Source organism: Acinetobacter sp. WCHAc010034 (assembly GCF_001696615.3).
In the GTDB taxonomy this organism is placed as follows: domain Bacteria; phylum Pseudomonadota; class Gammaproteobacteria; order Pseudomonadales; family Moraxellaceae; genus Acinetobacter.
In genome coordinates, this window is record NZ_CP032279.1 from 2,631,315 (window position 1) to 2,648,026 (window position 16,712).

Consider the following 16,712-nt stretch of genomic DNA (forward strand, 5'->3'; position numbering starts at 1 on the left):
AATGATGGCTAAAGCATGCCGCATAAAAATAATCCGCATGCTTTAACGCCACCGGCCGGATGGCCTAAGCAGGGGGGAGCAGCAATGTCAAATATTCTTCTCATTATACTGGCGGCTGCGTTTGCCGGCCTGCTGTATGCCTGCCGCCTGCTGCAGCAGAAGCATCAGCTGCTGCAGGCCCTGCAGGAAAACTTCAACCGCGCGCGCTGTGAGCTGAGCCAGCATGAAGCGCAGTCCGGCGAGCTGAACTATGAAATTACCCAGCTGCGCATTCAGGCCAGCAGCTTAAAGGTGCAGCTGAATAAATTCAGCCAGTATCAGCATGTTGTAGACATTGAGCAGTATGTGCTGACCCGCAGGCTGCAGGCCGACAGCTTTATTGAAATGACCAAGCTGAATGCGGAAATTATGCTGGATGACGTCAAGCGCATGATTGCGCAGGTCAGGGAATTTTTAGCGCAGCACCAGCAGCAGGTTCAGGACAGCGTAGAGCGCAAAGCGCAGGAAAAGCTGCAAGACTATTATGCGCATGCGCAGGCCCTGCAGGAGCGCAGGGACATTGTGCAGGCGCTGGAGCGGAAGATCCGCGGCGATCAGCAGCAGTATTTTTTCCCGCATCCGCGCCTGCTGGAGCAGCTGATTGACGGCTATTCAGAAGCCGATGCCGCCCGGCATCTGCAGGCGGTCAGGAGCAGAATTCAGGCGGCCAATGCCAGCGGGCAGGTGGCCGAATGCCATTATGTGGATGAAAGCCGCTGCCTGGCGTTCAGCGCCCTGGTCACGCTGGCCTTCAACAGCAAGGCCGACCTATATCTGGCGCAGCTGGACGGCGCGAATCTGGGCCAGCTGCTGCAGGCCCTGCAGGATGACTATCAGCTGATCAATTTTCACGGCAATCATTTCAGCCATTCACATATTCATGAATCTTATTTAAATTTAAGGCTGGAAGAGCTGAAATTTGCGGCCCTGCTGCAGGCCGCCAAAGCGCACAGCGTGCAGGAGCAAGCTGAAAAGCTTCTGAATTGAATCGGCTGCGCAATAAATCTCCAAACCGCAGCAAATTTCGGCTAAGCTAAATGCAGCAAAAACAGCAAAGCACCATAAGGATAATGTATGACACGCGACTACCAGCAGTTCCCAGATGACGATAACGGCAATGTGCTGTGGCAGATGCACAATGATGGCGATGATTTAACCGCGGCGCATGAAATTGAATATTCGATTGCGTTCCAGCAGGAAGACAAAGCCGATCAGTGCGCGGTGTACCTGCTGAAAGAAGAGCAGAAAATCAGCCTGTTTGAAGATGAAGAAACCGGGGAATGGATCATCACCATTTATGTCTATATGGAGCCGGAGTATGCGGACATTGTCGATCTGGAAGAATGGTTCAGCAAGATTGCCGGCCAGTTTGGCGGCGAATATGACGGCTGGGGCTGCATGGCCTATGTCTATGACGATGAAATTGAAGAAGCGGATGAAGAAGAAAAAGCGGATTGATGCCTGAAGCATCGCGCTGACTGGAGCCCGGCAGGAAAATGCCGGGCTTTTTGCTGTAAGTATTTGAACAGTAATAAAATGATAAGATGGCCGGCATTCAGAATAACCGGAAAAGGCGGAGCTGATTGATGCGGGATCTGTTAAAGCTGGCGGCGATGCTGCAGCAAATTGTTGAAGAAGAAAATCTGCAGGGCCAGTTTGAATGGCCGGTTCCAGAGGATTGCCCGATAGCCGTGCCTGATTTCGCCGGCGACTGTTTCAAGCAGAATGTCTACCTGAAAGAGCATTATGCGCCGCAGCTGCAGTCAGACCCGCAGCTGCGCGCGCATTACTGGCTGATTCAGCAATGGGGCGGCATCAAGTCATTCAAGCAGAATCCGCAGAATGACCGGAAAATCCTGCAGTTTTTAGAAGCGCTGGCGGCCGCGGAGCCGTCTTCAAAACTCTATGATACGCTGCCGTCATTATCCAAAGTTTCGTCTTTCTTAATGCCGGACGACTATGTGATTTATGATGCCAGAGTTGCCTACAGCCTGAACTGGCTGATCTTCGCGCATGATCTTGATTTGGAATTTTTCCCGCAGCCGGTATCGCGCAATGCGCAGCTGCAGAAGTTTGAGCAGCAGACAATTTTCAACCTGATGGGCTGCACCCGCGCCTATGTGCCGAAGCCTCAGGCCTACCTTGCGCTGTGCAGCTTGATCAAGGCGCTGGTGAGCCATCCGGATACGCCGTGGCAAAAGCCTTATGAGGTGGAAATGATCCTGTTCAGCATTGCGCCGGGCTATATTGTGCAGGACATTCAAAAGCGCATTCAGATCCGCAAAACGGCAGCTGCGCCTGCCGCCGCTGCGCGTACAGAAATGGCATAGACAGGGCTTGGGCATCGGGCTAAATTCAAAAAAAACAGCCCAAACGGTGAATAGGAATGAGCAATACAGTACGGCTGCACCGCGTGTTCAGCGCTCCGCCGGAGCGGGTGTTCCGCGCATTTACCGACCCGGATGCCCTGGTTAAATGGATGGCGCCGCACGGCTTTACCGCGCATGTGGAGCACTTTGATGTGCGGGCCGGCGGCAGCTACCGCATGTCATTTACCAATTTTTCCACCGGCACCAAGCATTCATTTCACGGCAATTACCGCCAGGTGGTGCAGAACCAGCTGCTGCGCTACACCGACCAGTTCGACATGCCGGAGCTGGCGGGTGAAATAGAAGTGACCATTGAACTGAAAGAAGTCAGTGTCGGCACAGAGCTTCAGATTACTCAGGCGGGCCTGCCGAGCGTGATTCCGCCGGATGCCTGCTATCTGGGCTGGCAGGAATCGCTGCAGCTGCTGTCTTTGCTGGTGAACCCCGCCATTCCGGATGAATAGCAGGGCCTGCGCATGAATATCCAGATTAAGCGGATTTATGAAGCCGTCAGCCCCGCGGACGGCAAGCGCATTCTGGTTGACCGGCTTTGGCCCAGAGGCGTCAGCAAAGCGCGGGCGCAGCTGGACTTATGGCCCAAGGAGCTGACGCCGTCGGATGCGCTGCGCCAGTGGTATCATGAAGACATTGAACAGCGCTGGGATGAATTTCAGCAGCGCTATCAGGCGGAACTGGCGGGACAGCAGGAGGCGCTGCAGCAGCTGCGCGATCTGGCGCGGCAGGAAAAAATCACCCTGCTGACCGCGGCTAAGAACGCAGGAAAAAACCATGCTGAGGTGCTGAAGCGGATTCTGCAAAGCGGCTTTCCGCGCCGGCCTGCGGTGAAATGAGCGCTCAGCCAAGCAGGAGGAATGCGTTCGCGCCGTTTGATCTATGCTATGTTGGTTTAAAAATGAGGAGCATGGCATGGGCACTAGCATCAAACAGCATTGGGAAAATATCTACAGCAGCCGGCAGGAAGATCAGCTGAGCTGGTTTCAGGAGCATGCCTTAACTTCTCTGGCGCTGATTCGGCAGACCCGAGCGGCGCATGATGCGGCGATTCTGGATGTCGGCGGCGGCGCTTCGGTCTTGGCGGATGACCTGCTGCATGCCGGCTACTGCAATCTGACGGTGCTGGATTTATCGCTGGCCGCGCTGCGTAAAAGCCAGGCCAGACTAGGCGCTCAGGCGCAGCAGGTGCGCTGGCTGGCTGCTGATATTGCAGAGGCGGATTTGGCTGAAAACAGCCTGGACATCTGGCATGACCGCGCGGTATTCCACTTCCTGACAGAAGCGCATGAGCGTGGCCGCTATTTGGCGCAGGCGCTGAAGGCGTTAAAGCCGCATGGGTTTTTAATTATTGCGGTTTTTGCGGAAGACGGCCCTCTGCAATGCAGCGGCCTGGATATTCAGCGCTTCAGCCTTGAGCAGCTGCAGGCGTTTTTCGCGCCGCCTGATTTTGCGCTGCTGCAGAGCATGAAGGAAACCCATATGACGCCGGCAGGCAAGGCGCAGAATTTCCAGTATGCGGTATTTCAAAAGCGCGCAAGCTGAATCCATAAATTAAATAGGTGTTTTAAGCGAATGAAAAAATAAAAGTGCTATAGTGGCATTTTGGGCAGAGCTGCTGCCCCTTTTATTTTTTGAGGTTTTTTATGTCTTTACCCAATTGCCCAAAATGCCAGTCCGAATATGCCTATGAAGACGGCAGCCTGCTGATTTGCCCAGAATGCGCGCATGAGTGGAAAGAAGGGGAAGAAGCTTCCGCAGATGCGCAAGCCGCTATTAAAGATGCCAACGGCAATGCGCTGGCGGACGGCGACACTGTAACAGTTATTAAAGATTTAAAAATCAAAGGCTCATCCTCTGTAGTGAAAGTCGGCACCAAAGTCAAGAATATCCGCCTGCTGCCGGACGCGTCTGACGGCCACGATATTGACTGCAAAATTGACGGCATTGGCCCGATGAAATTGAAATCTGAATATGTGAAAAAAGCCTAAGGCTCCATTCCGGTTTTTGCCTAAAAAAGCGCTGCCTGATGCAAATCATGCAGCGCTTTTTTTGCTGGGCAGGTCATAATAGACTGACGCTTTTAAGATGATTCAGACCATGCCGCATATCCATCTGGAATATTCAGACAACCTTCAGCCCTTCGATGCAAAGCCTGTGCTGCTGGCTTTAAACCGCGCATTTTTTCAATCCGGCCATGCCGGCGCCGCGCTGGACATTAAAAGCCGCGCGGTTTGCCATCAGGATTATGTCATCGGGCTGGAACAGGACAGCGGACAGGCCTATGTGCATGCCAAAGTTTCGCTGCTGGCCGGCAGGAGCCTGGCGGTACAGCAGGAAATTTCGGCGCTGCTGCTGGCTGCGCTGCGGGAGCATGTTCCGGCGCGGGCAGGGCTGAGCATTCAGCTCTGTGTGGAAATGTTTGAAATGAATAAGGAAACTTACAGCAAGCAGATTGTGAAATAGCTTCCGCAGCCGTGAATGCGGCCCAGCGCCGCATTCATGGCGGTATTGATAACGCAGCGTTTTGAAAAATAATAAGATTTTAATCAGGCTTGGAATTAAATGGAATTGCCGGCGCTGCGGTGAAAAAAAATACTGTTTTCGGCAATTAAGTTCCATTATATTCATATAAATAGAATAATTTTTAGGCAGCATCATTCTATCCACAATAAACTTTATCATCGGAAGAGGTGTGAAATGGCAGGTTGGTATGAAATCAGTCAGGCAAAGGATGGCCAATACCGCTTTGTTTTAAAGGCGGGCAACGGCGAAGTTATTTTAAACAGCGAGCTGTATAAAACCAAAGCTTCAACGCGCAACGGCATTGAATCGGTGCAGAAAAACAGCCCGGAAGACGGCCGCTATGAGCGTCTGGAGGCCAAGAACGGCAAGCCTTATTTCAATTTAAAGGCGGCCAATCATCAGATTATCGGCACCAGCCAGTTCTACGGCAGCGAGCAGGCGCGCGACAAGGGCATTGAATCGGTGAAAAGCAACGGCAGCAGCGATGCCGTTAAAGACTTGAGCGATCTGGCGGAGTAAGCTGCGCATGCGCCTGATGCTGTTCCGGCCGGAGCAGCCGGCGCTTCCGGATCATCCTGAAGCATGCTTAGACATGCTTTTTTACAGCGGTGCAATACATAGATGAAAGCTTTTAAATCCCTGCTGGCAGGAGCCGTACTGTTTGGCGCTGCGCTGTTTTTTGCATCGCCGTACTGGACGCTGCGCCAAATCCATCAGGCCTATCAGCGCAATGACGCCGCCGGCATGGCGGAATATATTGATTTTGCGCAGGTCAAAAGCAGCCTGCAGCCGCAGATTCAGCGGCGCCTGCAGGCCGCTGCCGGGCTGGAGCATTTGCCTGAACCCTTGCAGCCGTGGGGCGGACGGCTCAGCGCTGCGCTAAGCGCCCGCGCTGCCAATGCTGCGGTGAATGAGCAAACCCTGATGCTGCTGATGCAGGGCAAAGAACTCAAGGATGCAGTCAATTTTGACGCGCTGCAGCCGGCGCCGGACTTGGCGCCGCCGTCCCGGCCGGCAAGCGCGCCCGCCGCTCATCCGGCCAAGGTGAAGGCGCATTATACCGGCTGGAGCCGTTTTGAGATTGCTGTGCCGGCAGCGTCTGGAAAATTCACGCGCTTTGAAATGGCGCGCACAGGCTTGCACTGGAAAATTGTTGCTGTACAATTGCCGGATTAGTAAATTTTTATGAAAAATCAATATAATTTAAAGACATAAATATTCTAATTGGAAAAGGGAAAACACTGCTGACAGGGACGGTCAATCAAGCCAGCAACATTTTTAGCATTGGAGTGCGTTGTGAAGGTGACGGGAGACCTGCAGGCGGGGCAGGAAGTAATTGCTGTCCTGAAAGACTGGGACCGGGCGGTGTGCAGCCTGGATCTGCATGAAATTATTGCGCATTGCAGTGCGGATGTCAGCCTGTTTGATGTCAGCACGCAAATGAGCGGCATTGTGGCTTATCAGCAGCTTTGGGAGCGCGACCTCGCTTATTTAAGGACGGGCCTCCGCGTTTTCCGCGATCATCTGAATGTGCATGCGGCGCCGGATTTGGCCTTTGTTTCCTGCTATTCCAAAGTGGATGTGGAGAGCGGCGCGCCTACGCCGGATATTCCGTGGTGCAGAACCACGCTCTGCTTCAGGAAAAAGCGCCATCAATGGAAAATTGTGCATCAGCATATTTCAATGCCGGTGGATCTGCAGTCGGGGCAGGCCGCGCAATGGAGGCTTTAGGGCCGCGCGCTGCCGGACTGATGCGGCGCGCCGGCTGGCGCAGCCGAAGCAAATAAAAAGAAAAGGGCGGCGCGGAAGCTGATAAGCTGAAGCAAACGCCGGCCTGCAGGGGGCAGTGATGAGCTTTCATGATTTTTACCGAATGAGTTCACATGCGGTCATTGTGAATGCGCAGCGCCAGGTGCTGCTGCTGAAAGCCGATTATGCCGGCAAGGCATGGGGCTTGCCCGGCGGCGGCTTAGATCCGGGGGAAACCATTCATCAGGCGCTGCTGCGCGAATGCCGCGAGGAGCTGGGCTGCGCGGTGCAGGCGGATTATTTGTCGGGCGTGTATTTTCATGCCGCCGTCTGCTCGCATGCCTTTATTTTCCGCTGCCATTTGGCTGATGATGCGCAGATTCAGCTCAGCGACGAACATTCCGCCTGGCGCTGGTTTAATTTAGATGAGCTGAGCCCCATGCAGCGCATCCGGGTAGAAGACTGCCTGAATTTTAACGGCACAGTGCTGAGCCGCAGTTTTGAATGAATTTGAAACGCCGCAGCCTAGGGAAGGTGCATGCAATGAATAAAAATAAGAGCAATCTGCAGTTATGCACGGCGCTGGGCCTGCTGATGTTCAGCGGCTTCAGTTTTGCCGAAAGCGCCATCACCGGGCTGCATTTTCTGCATAAGGACTGGGAGCTGGCCTGCGACAATACCGGAACTTGCCGGGCGGCGGGCTATCAGGCGGAAGACCATTTGGCGCGCCCCGTTTCGGTGCTGCTGCAGCGCGCCGCAGGCGCCCATGCGCGGGTCAGCGCGCGGGTTAAAATTGATGCGGCGCATATTCCGGCCCAGCGCAAGCCGCTGCAGCTGTCCATGCTGGGGCGCAGCTACGGCACTGTAGCTTTAGACCTCCGCTCCGGAGAAGGCCAGCTTTCGGCTGCGCAGACGAAGGCGCTGCTGAAGGCCGTGCAGAGCGCGCAGCCGGTTGTCTGGACCGCCGATGATGCCGGATGGGCGCTTTCCTCTGCCGGCGCCAGCGCGGTGCTGCTGAAAATGGATGATTTCCAGAAGCGCGTGGGCACGCCATCGGCGCTGGCGCGCAAAGGCATGCAGTCCAATGCCGGCGTTTTAAAGATGCAGCCTTTGCCGCTGGTTCAGATCAAGAACTATCAGCGGGGCATTGCCAAGCGCCTGAATGTGAACGCAGCGCCGGCGCAGCAGCTGGCGGCGCGCCTGAAAAAATCCGCGCCTAAGGAAGGCTGCTGGGCGCTGTATGAAGGCAGTTATCTGCCGGAAGATCAAATCGCCATCTATCCGCTGAACCGCCAGAATGTGCTGGTGGAAGCGCCGTGCTGGCGCGCCGCCTATAATTACGGTTACGGCTACTGGGTGATGGACAAGGCCCTGATGCAGACCAGGCAGTTTGTCACTGCTTCAGCCTCCAGTTTCAGCGAGGGGCAGATTTTCGCTGCGCAAAAAGGCCGGGGCATTGCGGACTGCGGCAGCCAGGATGAATGGGCATGGAACGGCAGCCGCTTTGTCAAAACCTATCAGGCCATACAGGCGCAGTGCAAGGGCTTTACCGGCGGCGCATGGGACATGCCGCTGCTGATTTCCAAGGTGCAGGCGGCGCAATAAAAAGCGCCGCGGCAGCTGCTTTGCCGGCTTAAAAGCGCTTTGGAATTTTCTGCCCATCCGGCACAGGCGTTTCGGCATTTTTCAGCACGCCGAACAGCCAGACTTCAGCATGATGCACCGCAGCTTTCAAATCATCGCCCAGCGCCAGGCGCCCGGCAATATAGCTGGCCAAAGAGCAGCCTGAGCCGTGGTATTCGCCGGGCAGGCGCGGGCACTGCGTTTCAGACGCCAGCTCGCCATCGATATACAGCGCATTGCGGATAAAGTCCGGCGTATCTTCATGCCCGCCTTTGACCAGCACCGCTTGGGCGCCCATGGCGAAGAGCCGCTGCGTGGCGCGCTCCAAATCCTGCTCGCCGGTCAATGCGCGCAGCTCAACCGTATTCGGGGTAATCAGCGCGGCCAGCGGAATCAGTTCCGCAAAAGCGCTGACTAAAGTCGCCTGATCACCCAAAGAGCCGCCGCTGTTGGCCACCAGCACAGGGTCCAGCACATACAGGTAGCCGGGGCGCGCGCGCAGGAAATCCGCCAGAGCTGCAATATTTTCCGTGGTGCCCAGCATGCCGGATTTAACGCACTGAATCGGCAAATCATCCGCTACAGCCTGCGCCTGCGCCAGCAGCAGCTCTTTTGATGTGGCGCTGAAGCCGAACACCTGCTGCGAGTTCTGAACCGTCAGCGCCGTGCAGGCAATGGCCGCATGCGCGCCGCTTTGGCCAATGGCTTCAATATCCGCCTGCAGGCCTGCGCCGCCAGAGGGATCCAAACCGGAAAAGCACAGTACAGTAGGGCGCACAATCATGTCCTTATTACACAAAATTTGGGTTAGTATAGGCAACTTTCAGGCAACTCTCGAGCGCATTTTTGCTGCGCGGATGGATATGGTGCAGACCGTGATTAAGAATATTTTGATTGATTTGGATGGAACATTGACTGATCCGAAAGCCGGCATCACCGCATCTGCGCGCTATGGGCTGGAAAAGGCAGGCTATCCGATTGATGAAAATAGCAATATTGACTGGATTATCGGCCCGCCCTTAAAAGCCTCGCTGGCCAAGATTTTAAATGTTGCGCTGGATGATGATCTGGCGGAGCAGGCGCTGCTGGGCTACCGGGAGCGCTTTTCGGTGACGGGCTTATTTGAAAATAAAGTCTATCCGGATGTGGCGGAAACTTTAGCCAGCCTGAAGCAGCAGGGCTTCAAGTTACTGGTCGCTACAGCAAAGCCGACGGTCTACGCCAAGCAGATTCTGGCGCATTTTGAACTGGCGCAGTATTTTGCGGAAATTTACGGCAGCGAGCTTTCCGGAGAACGCACCAATAAAGGCGATTTGATCGCCTATATTCTGGAGCAGGAACAGCTGCTGGCTGCCGAATGCCTGATGGTCGGCGACCGCGAATTTGACATTCTGGGCGCGCGCCGCAACGGCATCGGCAGCATCGGGGTTGCTTACGGCTACGGTTCTGTGGAAGAGCTGGCGCAGGCGCAGCCTGAAATGGTGATTCAGTCCTTCGGCGCCCTGCTGGAGGCGATTCCCGGTCTGGGCTGCAAGCCTGCCTGAGCTGAGGGCTTTAGCGGCCGGATAGATTCCGGCAGCTTTAAAAGCGCCGCAGCATCAATAGAAATTGGCGCCTTCATCATCAAGGCGCTTTCCTAAAATGCAAAACGCCCGGCGATATGCGCCGGGCGTTTTTATGCAATCGGCCGCAGCCTTTTTCAGCTGGGAGCTGCTTAGTTCTTATGCTTGGAGAACTTATGGCCCTGATCGCATAAGGCCGCTGCAGCCACCAGAACGGCAGCAATCAGCAGAATGATCACTACGCCGGTGGTTGAATGCGTCGGTGAAGCGGCCACCAGGGACAGCGCGCCCAATGGCGCCAGGCCGCCGGCAATCGCCGTGCCGATTTCACGGCCAGAACTGACCCCGGTCGAGCGGTTTTCAACAGCAAACTGGCGGCTGAGGAACGAGCCTTGCGGCGCGAACATCATTGGCGCAAGCACGCCTGTGCCGATCGCAATCGCGATATAAATTGCCGTGCTGTTGCCGGTTTCCAGCAGCATCATGAACGGATAGGCAAACAGGATGGACAGCACGCCGCCCAGCATCAGGACTTTTTTGCTGTTCCATTTGTCGCACAGCCAGCCGAAGAACGGCACGCAGAAAATTGCAACCAGGCTGGCAATGGTGACCGAAAGGGACGTGGTATGCGCGCTGACGCCTTTGAACTGAGTCAGGTAAGCCAGCGAGAAAGTTTTGAAGATATAGCTGAGGGCGTTATAGCCAATCGCCACAATAAACACAACCATCAGGCCTTTCATATTGGTTCGGAGGATGTCTTTAAATGGATTGGTTTTAACTTTCTCCACATGCGCTTCTTGATAATCCGGCGTTTCAGGCAGGCTGTGGCGCACCCACAGGCCAATGATCACCAGCACAAAGCTTAAAACAAATGGAATGCGCCAGCCGCCGTTCACCAGAAACTCATCGCCGTTCAGCGTCAGCAGGAAAATGGTCAGCGAGGACAGCAGCAGGCCCAGATTCAAGCCCAGAGCGGGCCATGCGCCCTGGCTGCCGCGCTTGTCTTCTGAGGCATGTTCATACGAGGTGATGGCTGCGCCGGCAAATTCCGCGCCTGCGCCCAGGCCCTGAATAATCCGGAAGAAGACCAGCAGAATAGGCGCCCAGATGCCGATGCTGGAATAGCTTGGAATCAGGCCGATTGCGGTGGTGCACAGGCCCATCAGCAGGAAGGTCACAAACAGCATTTTCTTGCGGCCGTATTTGTCGCCGAAATAGCCGAAGAACAGGCCGCCGATCGGGCGCGCAATAAAGCCGATTGCGAAAGTCGCAAAGGCCTGAATCGCCGCCGTGCCCGGATCAGAGGTGTCAAAAAATACCTTGCTGAATACAATTGAAGCCATGGTGGCGTAAAGATAAAAGTCGTACCACTCCAGCATTGAACCCACAATCGTTGCTGTTGCGACTTTCCTTAATCGGGTCTTTTTCTCTAGTTCTGTTTCAGTAGAATGGCTCATTCAATATTCCTTTAAAAGAGTTCCAAAAATGCTGCCGGCGCTTAGTGATGAGTCATGACTTCACGGACGATATATTCAGCAATCGCTAAAGAGGAGGTTGCGCCTGGAGAAGGCGCATTGCGGATATGGGTGATATTGCCCTGCTTGCGGATCACAAAGTCATCCACCAGCGAACCGTCCGATTCCATAGCCTGCGCGCGGATGCCGCGGGTAGCGGGAACTGCGGAAACATTGGCCAGGCTCGGGACGTATTTGGCGGCTTCTTCGACAAAATTGGTCTGGCTGAGCACGGTTTTCAGCTCGCGCACGGCCGCCGGCATGTTCTTGGAAGAGAACTTCCAGAAGCCTTTATAGGTCAGGAAATCATAGACATCAGAAATATTGATGCGCTTGCCTGAATAGTTTTCACGGCCGAAAGAAATAAACGCGTTTGGCCCAATGGTCATCTGGCCGTCAATGCGCTTGGTGAAATGCACGCCAAGGAAAGGGTATTTCGGGTCCGGCACCGGATAAATCAGGCCTTTGACATGATCTTTGAAATTTTCATCAATCACATAGTACTGGCCGAAAAAGGGCACAATTTTCGGGGTTTCAATATCGCCAGACTGCGCCGCCAAGCGGTCTGACTGCAGGCCTGCGCAGGATACGGCATAGTCAAACTGCGTACCGTGATGCTCATTGCCTTCAAAATGCACGGTGATTTTCTGATTTTTTTCGCTCAGGCTGGTGACCTTGCGCCCTAGAAAAATCTGGCCGCCTTTGCTTTTAATTTCCTGCGCAATATGCCGGGCGATTTCACCGTAGCTGACAATTGCTGTGCGTGGCGAATACAGCGCTTTGGTGCCGATGCAGTTCGGCTCGACATCCCTGATTTCGCTGGCGCTCAGCATGCGCACATCCGGCACTTTATTGGCCAGAGACTTCATGTAAATTGCGTCCAGGCGGCCTTCTTCTTCTTTGGAAAGCGCAACCACAACCTTGCCGCATTCATCATAAGGAATGCTGTTTTCCGCGCAGTACTGCTGCACCAGCTCGGCGCCGCGGCGGCACAGGCGGGCTTTTAAGCCGCCCGGCTCATAATACAGGCCGGCATGCACCACGCCGGAATTGTGGCTGGACTGATGCATCGCCACATCCTGCTCTTTTTCAAAAACACTGACCTGCGCTTCAGGAAAATCCAGCAGCAATTGCCGGGCAACCGCCAGTCCATTGATTCCCCCTCCGATAATGGCATAATGCTTATTAGTCATAAATTTTCCTTGTTCAAACAGCATGAAATTGATCCAAAAACCAAAAACGTTGACTGAAGAAGCATTCGAAATTCTGCAGGATGCAATAATTAACAATCACTTACAGTTCAATGTGCTTTATTCAGCAACCGAGTTGGGTCAGATGTTAGGCGGGATTTCCCGCACCCCAGTCCGTGAAGCAGCGCAGATGCTTGAAAAGATTGGCATTGTCAAAATTGAAAAGAACAAAGGCATACGCATTATGCCCACGACTTTTGCAACCATGATTGAGTCCTTTCAAATCCGCTTAATGCTTGAAGTTCCTTTAGTGCGCAGGGCGACAGAGGTCCGCACTGAAAAAGACATTCAGCAGCTCGACCAGATTTTTGAGGAATTCAGGCAGAAAGCGTCTTCCGGAGATATCACTGGAACATTGAAAGCCGACCGCGACTATCACTTGGCGCTTTTGCAGATTGTGGGCAATCAGAAAGCCATCGACATTATCAGCAATACCCGCAATCAGGTGCTGATTGCCGGTTCCGCCACAATTCCTCATTCAAGATGCTGCCTGGAAACCTTTAACGATCACTTGCAGCTGCATGAGGCGTTTGTCAATGGGGAGGCTCAGCAAGCAGCTCACTTGATGAAATCCCACATTATCAATACCGCGACTTTATTGATTCACCAAGAATCCGCTAAGCGTGAAAATTGGTCAGATTACGATTCCAATGATTATCTGAATTGGATTTGAAAGAAATCGTAGCATGTTGCATGCAACGTGTAAATAATGCGCAGCAGTGAACAGCGCTATTCCCGTATGCGACTTTAGTCGAAGCATCGGGCGGGTTTTGCCGGGATAAATTCAGCTGTTTAAGCAGTGTTTAGCCATGAGGAGGGCGCTTGAGTTGCTCAGGCAGCGGAGGCTGCAATGCAAAACGCCCGGCGATATGCACCGGGCGCTGTTATGCAATTGGCCGCAGCCGGGATCAGGACTGGGCGTGGTGTTTCAGCTGCTGTGAAATTTCATCCAGCGCCTTGACCCGCTTGATTTCATTCCATAGGGCCTTGGCTTCGGGGTAATGCTTTGACATCATGCCCAGCCACTGCTTATAGCGCCCGACCATATTGATTTCTTTTTTATATGGCCCGCTTAAGAAGCGGATCTGCAGCTGGATCAGCTCATTCCACGTGATCAGCGCTTCATCAGTATCTTTGCGGATGCACTGCGTAATATCAGGCGTAGTGACGGCAGCGCGGCCAATCATTAAATCCTGACAGCCGGATTCCAGCCGGCACTGCTTGGCGTCGGCATTGTTCCAGATTTCGCCATTGGCAATCACATTGATTTTCAAGGCTTCACGGATCGGCTGCAGCTGATCCCAGAATGCCGGCGGGGTATAGCCGTCGGCTTTGGTGCGCGCATGCACCGTCACCCAGGCCGCGCCGGCATCTTCAATGGCATGGGCATTTTCCAGCATAAAGCTGCGGTCCATATAGCCCAGGCGCATTTTGGCGGAAACCGGGATATGCGCCGGCACTGCGTCACGGACGGCTTTCACCAGCTCATGCACCACTTCAGGCTCATCCAGCAGCACCGAACCGCCGCGGTGGCGGTTGACGGTTTTGGCCGGGCAGCCGAAGTTCATGTCGATGGCTGGCGCGCCCAGTTCCGCCGCGCGCACGGCATTGGCTGCCAGCATTTCAGGGTTATTGCCTAAAAACTGCACATGCACCGGCGTGCCGGCTGCGGTTTTTCCGCCGTTCTGCAGCTCAGGGCAGTAAGCCTGATAGATGTGATCCGGCAGCACAGAATCTGTGACGCGGATGAACTCGGTTACGCACCAGTCGAAGCTGCCGACATGCGTCAGGACATCACGCATGATGGGATCAGTTAAGCCTTCCATGGGGGCAAGGATGAGTTTCAATGTGCGCTGCCAGTCAGATGAAAAACGGTGTTATACGTTTTTTTGCGCGGGTTGTCTAGAAAAAGGGCTTTGAAATATTATAGGGTGATAGAGGCTTGACTGCTTATATTTCGTATAAGGGATTTATGTTAAATGGCTGGCTTTAATCCTTAATGCGATAGAACCTAAAAAAGTAACAGGGTTGCAACACTCACTCAAGAAGGTAAGGTTCTAAGAAAATGAATAATTGTTTATCAAGTAATATCGAAGAAATAAAATGGTCAAAGATGGGGTATATTTCAGTTTTTGACCATTGGTTAGATGAGGTGGAAGCAGATGAATGTAAGATCTTATGTTATTCAATAGCTAAGGATTCTGATGTGTTAGATGAATACTTAGATAGTGAAAAAAAATTTATTAATTTTTATACGTCTTTGTCTGATCAAGCCTATTGTTTTTATAAAGATTCTTGGCAATTATTTAATACAAATAGTGAAAAATTTGAGCGAATTTTAAAAAGAAGTCTAAGAGAGGAACGATTAGATTTTTTCGATATTTACTATCCAAACTACTCATTACGGTTTAAAGGTGGGCATGATAGAACTGATGCCTTTTTTATTGAGGATATTAGATTTTTATCTGATTTAAGTAAAGCTGTTGAAATAAATGGGTTATTTATTTTATCTATTCAAGATTATTCAGAGGACTTGGATCGAGTCTAAATCCAAGGTGATCCTAGACACTTTAATTGGGTTCTAACAAGCGTTGTTATTCACCAATTAAAATGTCTATGCGATAAACCATTTAAAATGTCGTGTTTTTAACCACAAGAGTCAAGCACAGGATTTAACTTTCTTTGCTCAATGATGGCTTTCTGAGCTTTACGACTCGGCATACTTTTCTTGGATCTAGAACGTTTATTTTGTTGTTCCAATTCTTCATGTTGTTGTTGAATATGTGCCAGAACTGAACCTAACCGTTTATTCTCAACCACTTCATTCTGCTGTAGCCCAGCCAATTTATTGAAGATGCTGTAGTTGAGCTTTCGTCCTTCATGCATGAGGGCCACAGTTCCATCCGGGTACTCCAGAAATGAAATGTATTGCCCAACCAGCTTATGATTCAGCTCTGTCGGTTCAAGCAGATAAATACATTTGTCATAGGTCAGGGTCAGATTCTTGGTGACCTTACGTGGTTCCTGCCAGGTAAAAATATCATCCAGTTCAAGATGAGATTCGGTTAATGGCCGATGTAAATTCTTTGCATTTCTCGCACATTTGGCGAACTTCTGATTGAAATGCTCAATAAAGCAGGGCAGCCAGGGATTGGCTTCCGCAATCGAACCGATGCCTTCCAGGCGCATCTCCTTGATCAGACGGTCCTGAAGGGTTCTATTGGCACGTTCTACGCGACCTTTAGCTTGCGGTGAGTTGGCGAAGATAATATCAATGTTTAACTCGTTCAGAATCCGCCCAAATTGCGTGATTTTACTATCTTGGCTCGATTTCTGATTCACTCGGAATACCGAGTGTTTATCGCTGTAAAAGGCCAAAGGCTTGCCATATTGCTCAATGTAGGCTCTAGTGGAAAGCATATAATCAAAGGTCGTTTCCGCCTCACAAAAGCGCAGATGTAGCAGCTTTCCAGTGGCATCATCGATATAAACCAATAAACAGCATTTGGCAGCTCGACCTTCAAACCAGTCATGATATGAGCCATCAATCTGGATCAGCTCACCGAAGCAATCACGGTTATAGCGTGGCTGATATGGACGTTTCAGGCGTTTGGATCGCGGAATCCAGAGCTCATTGGCCGTCATCCAGCGACGAACCGTTTCTACCGGGATATTCAGGTCAAATATGCTACTGAGCTTCTCATGGGCCAAGGTGGGTCCAAATCCAAGCAGATGTTCAGAAATAATTGAAAGACATTGCGATTTTAATAAATCATCATGGCGATGATGGCCCGGTTGACCACGACTTGCATGAGTCATGCCTGAAACACCATCTTGATTGAGCTTCTGTAATAACCGGGTAATTTGACGGGTAGAAAGATTCAGGATTTCAGCAGCACGGACTTGGGTAATACGATGATCTCGAACGTCTTGCAGAACTGCAAGACGTTGAATTTCTTTATCAGACATAGTGATCAGCATCTATATTTTATATCCAGTCCATGGTGATAAAAACCATCATAAACCAGACATTTTTATTGGTGAGAATATAGACACTTTAAATGGGTT

General features: G+C 52.3%; 21 protein-coding genes. 16 read left to right on the forward strand and 5 right to left on the reverse strand.

Annotated features, from left to right (window positions below; translation table 11 throughout):
• The first annotated feature begins 84 nt into the window (after positions 1-84).
• From BEN74_RS14240 to BEN74_RS14300, 13 genes are all read left to right on the forward strand, one after another.
• Positions 85-1,026 carry a DUF4041 domain-containing protein gene (locus tag BEN74_RS14240; RefSeq protein ID WP_068908572.1) on the forward strand — a complete coding sequence of 314 codons (942 nt, stop codon included), beginning with the start codon at positions 85-87 and terminating at the stop codon, positions 1,024-1,026.
• A gap of 87 nt (positions 1,027-1,113) precedes the next feature.
• Positions 1,114-1,497, forward strand: coding sequence for a ribonuclease E inhibitor RraB (locus BEN74_RS14245; protein WP_068908488.1), 384 nt, complete (start codon positions 1,114-1,116; stop codon positions 1,495-1,497).
• A 128-nt stretch (positions 1,498-1,625) separates the two neighbouring features.
• A complete protein-coding gene (locus tag BEN74_RS14250; protein WP_086374336.1) occupies positions 1,626-2,369 on the forward strand; it encodes a hypothetical protein in 744 nt (247 codons plus the stop codon).
• Positions 2,370-2,425: 56 nt separating this feature from the next.
• Positions 2,426-2,872, forward strand: coding sequence for an SRPBCC family protein (locus BEN74_RS14255; protein ID WP_068908486.1), 447 nt, complete (start codon positions 2,426-2,428; stop codon positions 2,870-2,872).
• A 12-nt stretch (positions 2,873-2,884) separates the two neighbouring features.
• Entirely contained in the window at positions 2,885-3,259 is a 375-nt protein-coding gene (locus BEN74_RS14260; protein WP_068908485.1) for a DUF488 domain-containing protein, read from the forward strand.
• 76 nt (positions 3,260-3,335) lie between these two features.
• Positions 3,336-3,965, forward strand: a complete 630-nt coding sequence (locus BEN74_RS14265) for a class I SAM-dependent methyltransferase (protein ID WP_068908483.1) — start codon at positions 3,336-3,338, stop codon at positions 3,963-3,965.
• A gap of 101 nt (positions 3,966-4,066) precedes the next feature.
• The gene (locus tag BEN74_RS14270) at positions 4,067-4,411 is read left to right on the forward strand and encodes a zinc ribbon domain-containing protein YjdM (protein ID WP_068908481.1); all 345 of its coding nucleotides are present in this window, start codon (positions 4,067-4,069) and stop codon (positions 4,409-4,411) included.
• 109 nt (positions 4,412-4,520) lie between these two features.
• On the forward strand, positions 4,521-4,886 hold the full coding sequence (locus BEN74_RS14275; RefSeq protein WP_068908567.1) for a 5-carboxymethyl-2-hydroxymuconate Delta-isomerase: 366 nt from the start codon (positions 4,521-4,523) through the stop codon (positions 4,884-4,886).
• Positions 4,887-5,120: 234 nt separating this feature from the next.
• The gene (locus tag BEN74_RS14280) at positions 5,121-5,465 is read left to right on the forward strand and encodes a YegP family protein (protein WP_068908479.1); all 345 of its coding nucleotides are present in this window, start codon (positions 5,121-5,123) and stop codon (positions 5,463-5,465) included.
• 102 nt (positions 5,466-5,567) lie between these two features.
• Positions 5,568-6,122, forward strand: a complete 555-nt coding sequence (locus BEN74_RS14285) for a DUF2939 domain-containing protein (RefSeq protein ID WP_068908477.1) — start codon at positions 5,568-5,570, stop codon at positions 6,120-6,122.
• A 120-nt stretch (positions 6,123-6,242) separates the two neighbouring features.
• Positions 6,243-6,677 carry a YybH family protein gene (locus tag BEN74_RS14290; protein ID WP_068908475.1) on the forward strand — a complete coding sequence of 145 codons (435 nt, stop codon included), beginning with the start codon at positions 6,243-6,245 and terminating at the stop codon, positions 6,675-6,677.
• A gap of 118 nt (positions 6,678-6,795) precedes the next feature.
• On the forward strand, positions 6,796-7,203 hold the full coding sequence (locus tag BEN74_RS14295; protein ID WP_068908473.1) for an NUDIX hydrolase: 408 nt from the start codon (positions 6,796-6,798) through the stop codon (positions 7,201-7,203).
• A 35-nt stretch (positions 7,204-7,238) separates the two neighbouring features.
• Positions 7,239-8,300 carry a DUF1176 domain-containing protein gene (locus BEN74_RS14300; RefSeq protein ID WP_068908565.1) on the forward strand — a complete coding sequence of 354 codons (1,062 nt, stop codon included), beginning with the start codon at positions 7,239-7,241 and terminating at the stop codon, positions 8,298-8,300.
• 28 nt (positions 8,301-8,328) lie between these two features.
• Here the strand turns inward: BEN74_RS14300 and BEN74_RS14305 are convergent, their stop codons facing one another.
• Positions 8,329-9,096 carry a hydroxymethylpyrimidine/phosphomethylpyrimidine kinase gene (locus BEN74_RS14305; protein ID WP_068908564.1) on the reverse strand — a complete coding sequence of 256 codons (768 nt, stop codon included), beginning with the start codon at positions 9,094-9,096 and terminating at the stop codon, positions 8,329-8,331.
• Positions 9,097-9,193: 97 nt separating this feature from the next.
• Between BEN74_RS14305 and BEN74_RS14310 the strand changes: the two genes are divergently transcribed.
• Entirely contained in the window at positions 9,194-9,862 is a 669-nt protein-coding gene (locus BEN74_RS14310) for an HAD-IA family hydrolase (protein ID WP_068908563.1), read from the forward strand.
• A 170-nt stretch (positions 9,863-10,032) separates the two neighbouring features.
• Here BEN74_RS14310 and BEN74_RS14315 read toward each other — a convergent pair whose 3' ends face one another.
• Both BEN74_RS14315 and lhgO read right to left on the reverse strand, forming a co-directional pair.
• On the reverse strand, positions 10,033-11,337 hold the full coding sequence (locus BEN74_RS14315; protein WP_068908471.1) for an MFS transporter: 1,305 nt from the start codon (positions 11,335-11,337) through the stop codon (positions 10,033-10,035).
• Positions 11,338-11,378: 41 nt separating this feature from the next.
• On the reverse strand, positions 11,379-12,587 hold the full coding sequence (lhgO, locus tag BEN74_RS14320; protein WP_068908561.1) for an L-2-hydroxyglutarate oxidase: 1,209 nt from the start codon (positions 12,585-12,587) through the stop codon (positions 11,379-11,381).
• A gap of 22 nt (positions 12,588-12,609) precedes the next feature.
• On the opposite strand from lhgO, the gene BEN74_RS14325 reads away from it, so the two are divergent.
• Positions 12,610-13,317: a GntR family transcriptional regulator gene (locus tag BEN74_RS14325; protein ID WP_068908469.1), complete on the forward strand. Its 708-nt coding sequence runs from the start codon at positions 12,610-12,612 to the stop codon at positions 13,315-13,317.
• 235 nt (positions 13,318-13,552) lie between these two features.
• Here the strand turns inward: BEN74_RS14325 and BEN74_RS14330 are convergent, their stop codons facing one another.
• Entirely contained in the window at positions 13,553-14,491 is a 939-nt protein-coding gene (locus BEN74_RS14330) for a tRNA dihydrouridine synthase (RefSeq protein WP_213072363.1), read from the reverse strand.
• Positions 14,492-14,709: 218 nt separating this feature from the next.
• Between BEN74_RS14330 and BEN74_RS14335 the strand changes: the two genes are divergently transcribed.
• Positions 14,710-15,192 carry a hypothetical protein gene (locus BEN74_RS14335; protein ID WP_086374335.1) on the forward strand — a complete coding sequence of 161 codons (483 nt, stop codon included), beginning with the start codon at positions 14,710-14,712 and terminating at the stop codon, positions 15,190-15,192.
• A 98-nt stretch (positions 15,193-15,290) separates the two neighbouring features.
• Here BEN74_RS14335 and BEN74_RS14340 read toward each other — a convergent pair whose 3' ends face one another.
• The gene (locus BEN74_RS14340; protein WP_068908464.1) at positions 15,291-16,625 is read right to left on the reverse strand and encodes an ISNCY family transposase; all 1,335 of its coding nucleotides are present in this window, start codon (positions 16,623-16,625) and stop codon (positions 15,291-15,293) included.
• Positions 16,626-16,712 lie beyond the last annotated feature (87 nt).

What these genes read in the sequence shown, in the direction of transcription:
- BEN74_RS14240 (WP_068908572.1), top strand. Translation starts at nt 85, where the DNA reads ATGTCAAATATTCTTCTCATTATACTGGCGGCTGCGTTTGCCGGCCTG.
- BEN74_RS14245 (WP_068908488.1), top strand. Translation starts at nt 1,114, where the DNA reads ATGACACGCGACTACCAGCAGTTCCCAGATGACGATAACGGCAATGTG.
- BEN74_RS14250 (WP_086374336.1), top strand. Translation starts at nt 1,626, where the DNA reads ATGCGGGATCTGTTAAAGCTGGCGGCGATGCTGCAGCAAATTGTTGAA.
- BEN74_RS14255 (WP_068908486.1), top strand. Translation starts at nt 2,426, where the DNA reads ATGAGCAATACAGTACGGCTGCACCGCGTGTTCAGCGCTCCGCCGGAG.
- BEN74_RS14260 (WP_068908485.1), top strand. Translation starts at nt 2,885, where the DNA reads ATGAATATCCAGATTAAGCGGATTTATGAAGCCGTCAGCCCCGCGGAC.
- BEN74_RS14265 (WP_068908483.1), top strand. Translation starts at nt 3,336, where the DNA reads ATGGGCACTAGCATCAAACAGCATTGGGAAAATATCTACAGCAGCCGG.
- BEN74_RS14270 (WP_068908481.1), top strand. Translation starts at nt 4,067, where the DNA reads ATGTCTTTACCCAATTGCCCAAAATGCCAGTCCGAATATGCCTATGAA.
- BEN74_RS14275 (WP_068908567.1), top strand. Translation starts at nt 4,521, where the DNA reads ATGCCGCATATCCATCTGGAATATTCAGACAACCTTCAGCCCTTCGAT.
- BEN74_RS14280 (WP_068908479.1), top strand. Translation starts at nt 5,121, where the DNA reads ATGGCAGGTTGGTATGAAATCAGTCAGGCAAAGGATGGCCAATACCGC.
- BEN74_RS14285 (WP_068908477.1), top strand. Translation starts at nt 5,568, where the DNA reads ATGAAAGCTTTTAAATCCCTGCTGGCAGGAGCCGTACTGTTTGGCGCT.
- BEN74_RS14295 (WP_068908473.1), top strand. Translation starts at nt 6,796, where the DNA reads ATGAGCTTTCATGATTTTTACCGAATGAGTTCACATGCGGTCATTGTG.
- BEN74_RS14300 (WP_068908565.1), top strand. Translation starts at nt 7,239, where the DNA reads ATGAATAAAAATAAGAGCAATCTGCAGTTATGCACGGCGCTGGGCCTG.
- BEN74_RS14315 (WP_068908471.1), bottom strand. Translation starts at nt 11,337, where the DNA reads ATGAGCCATTCTACTGAAACAGAACTAGAGAAAAAGACCCGATTAAGG.
- lhgO (WP_068908561.1), bottom strand. Translation starts at nt 12,587, where the DNA reads ATGACTAATAAGCATTATGCCATTATCGGAGGGGGAATCAATGGACTG.
- BEN74_RS14325 (WP_068908469.1), top strand. Translation starts at nt 12,610, where the DNA reads ATGAAATTGATCCAAAAACCAAAAACGTTGACTGAAGAAGCATTCGAA.
- BEN74_RS14335 (WP_086374335.1), top strand. Translation starts at nt 14,710, where the DNA reads ATGAATAATTGTTTATCAAGTAATATCGAAGAAATAAAATGGTCAAAG.
- BEN74_RS14340 (WP_068908464.1), bottom strand. Translation starts at nt 16,625, where the DNA reads ATGCTGATCACTATGTCTGATAAAGAAATTCAACGTCTTGCAGTTCTG.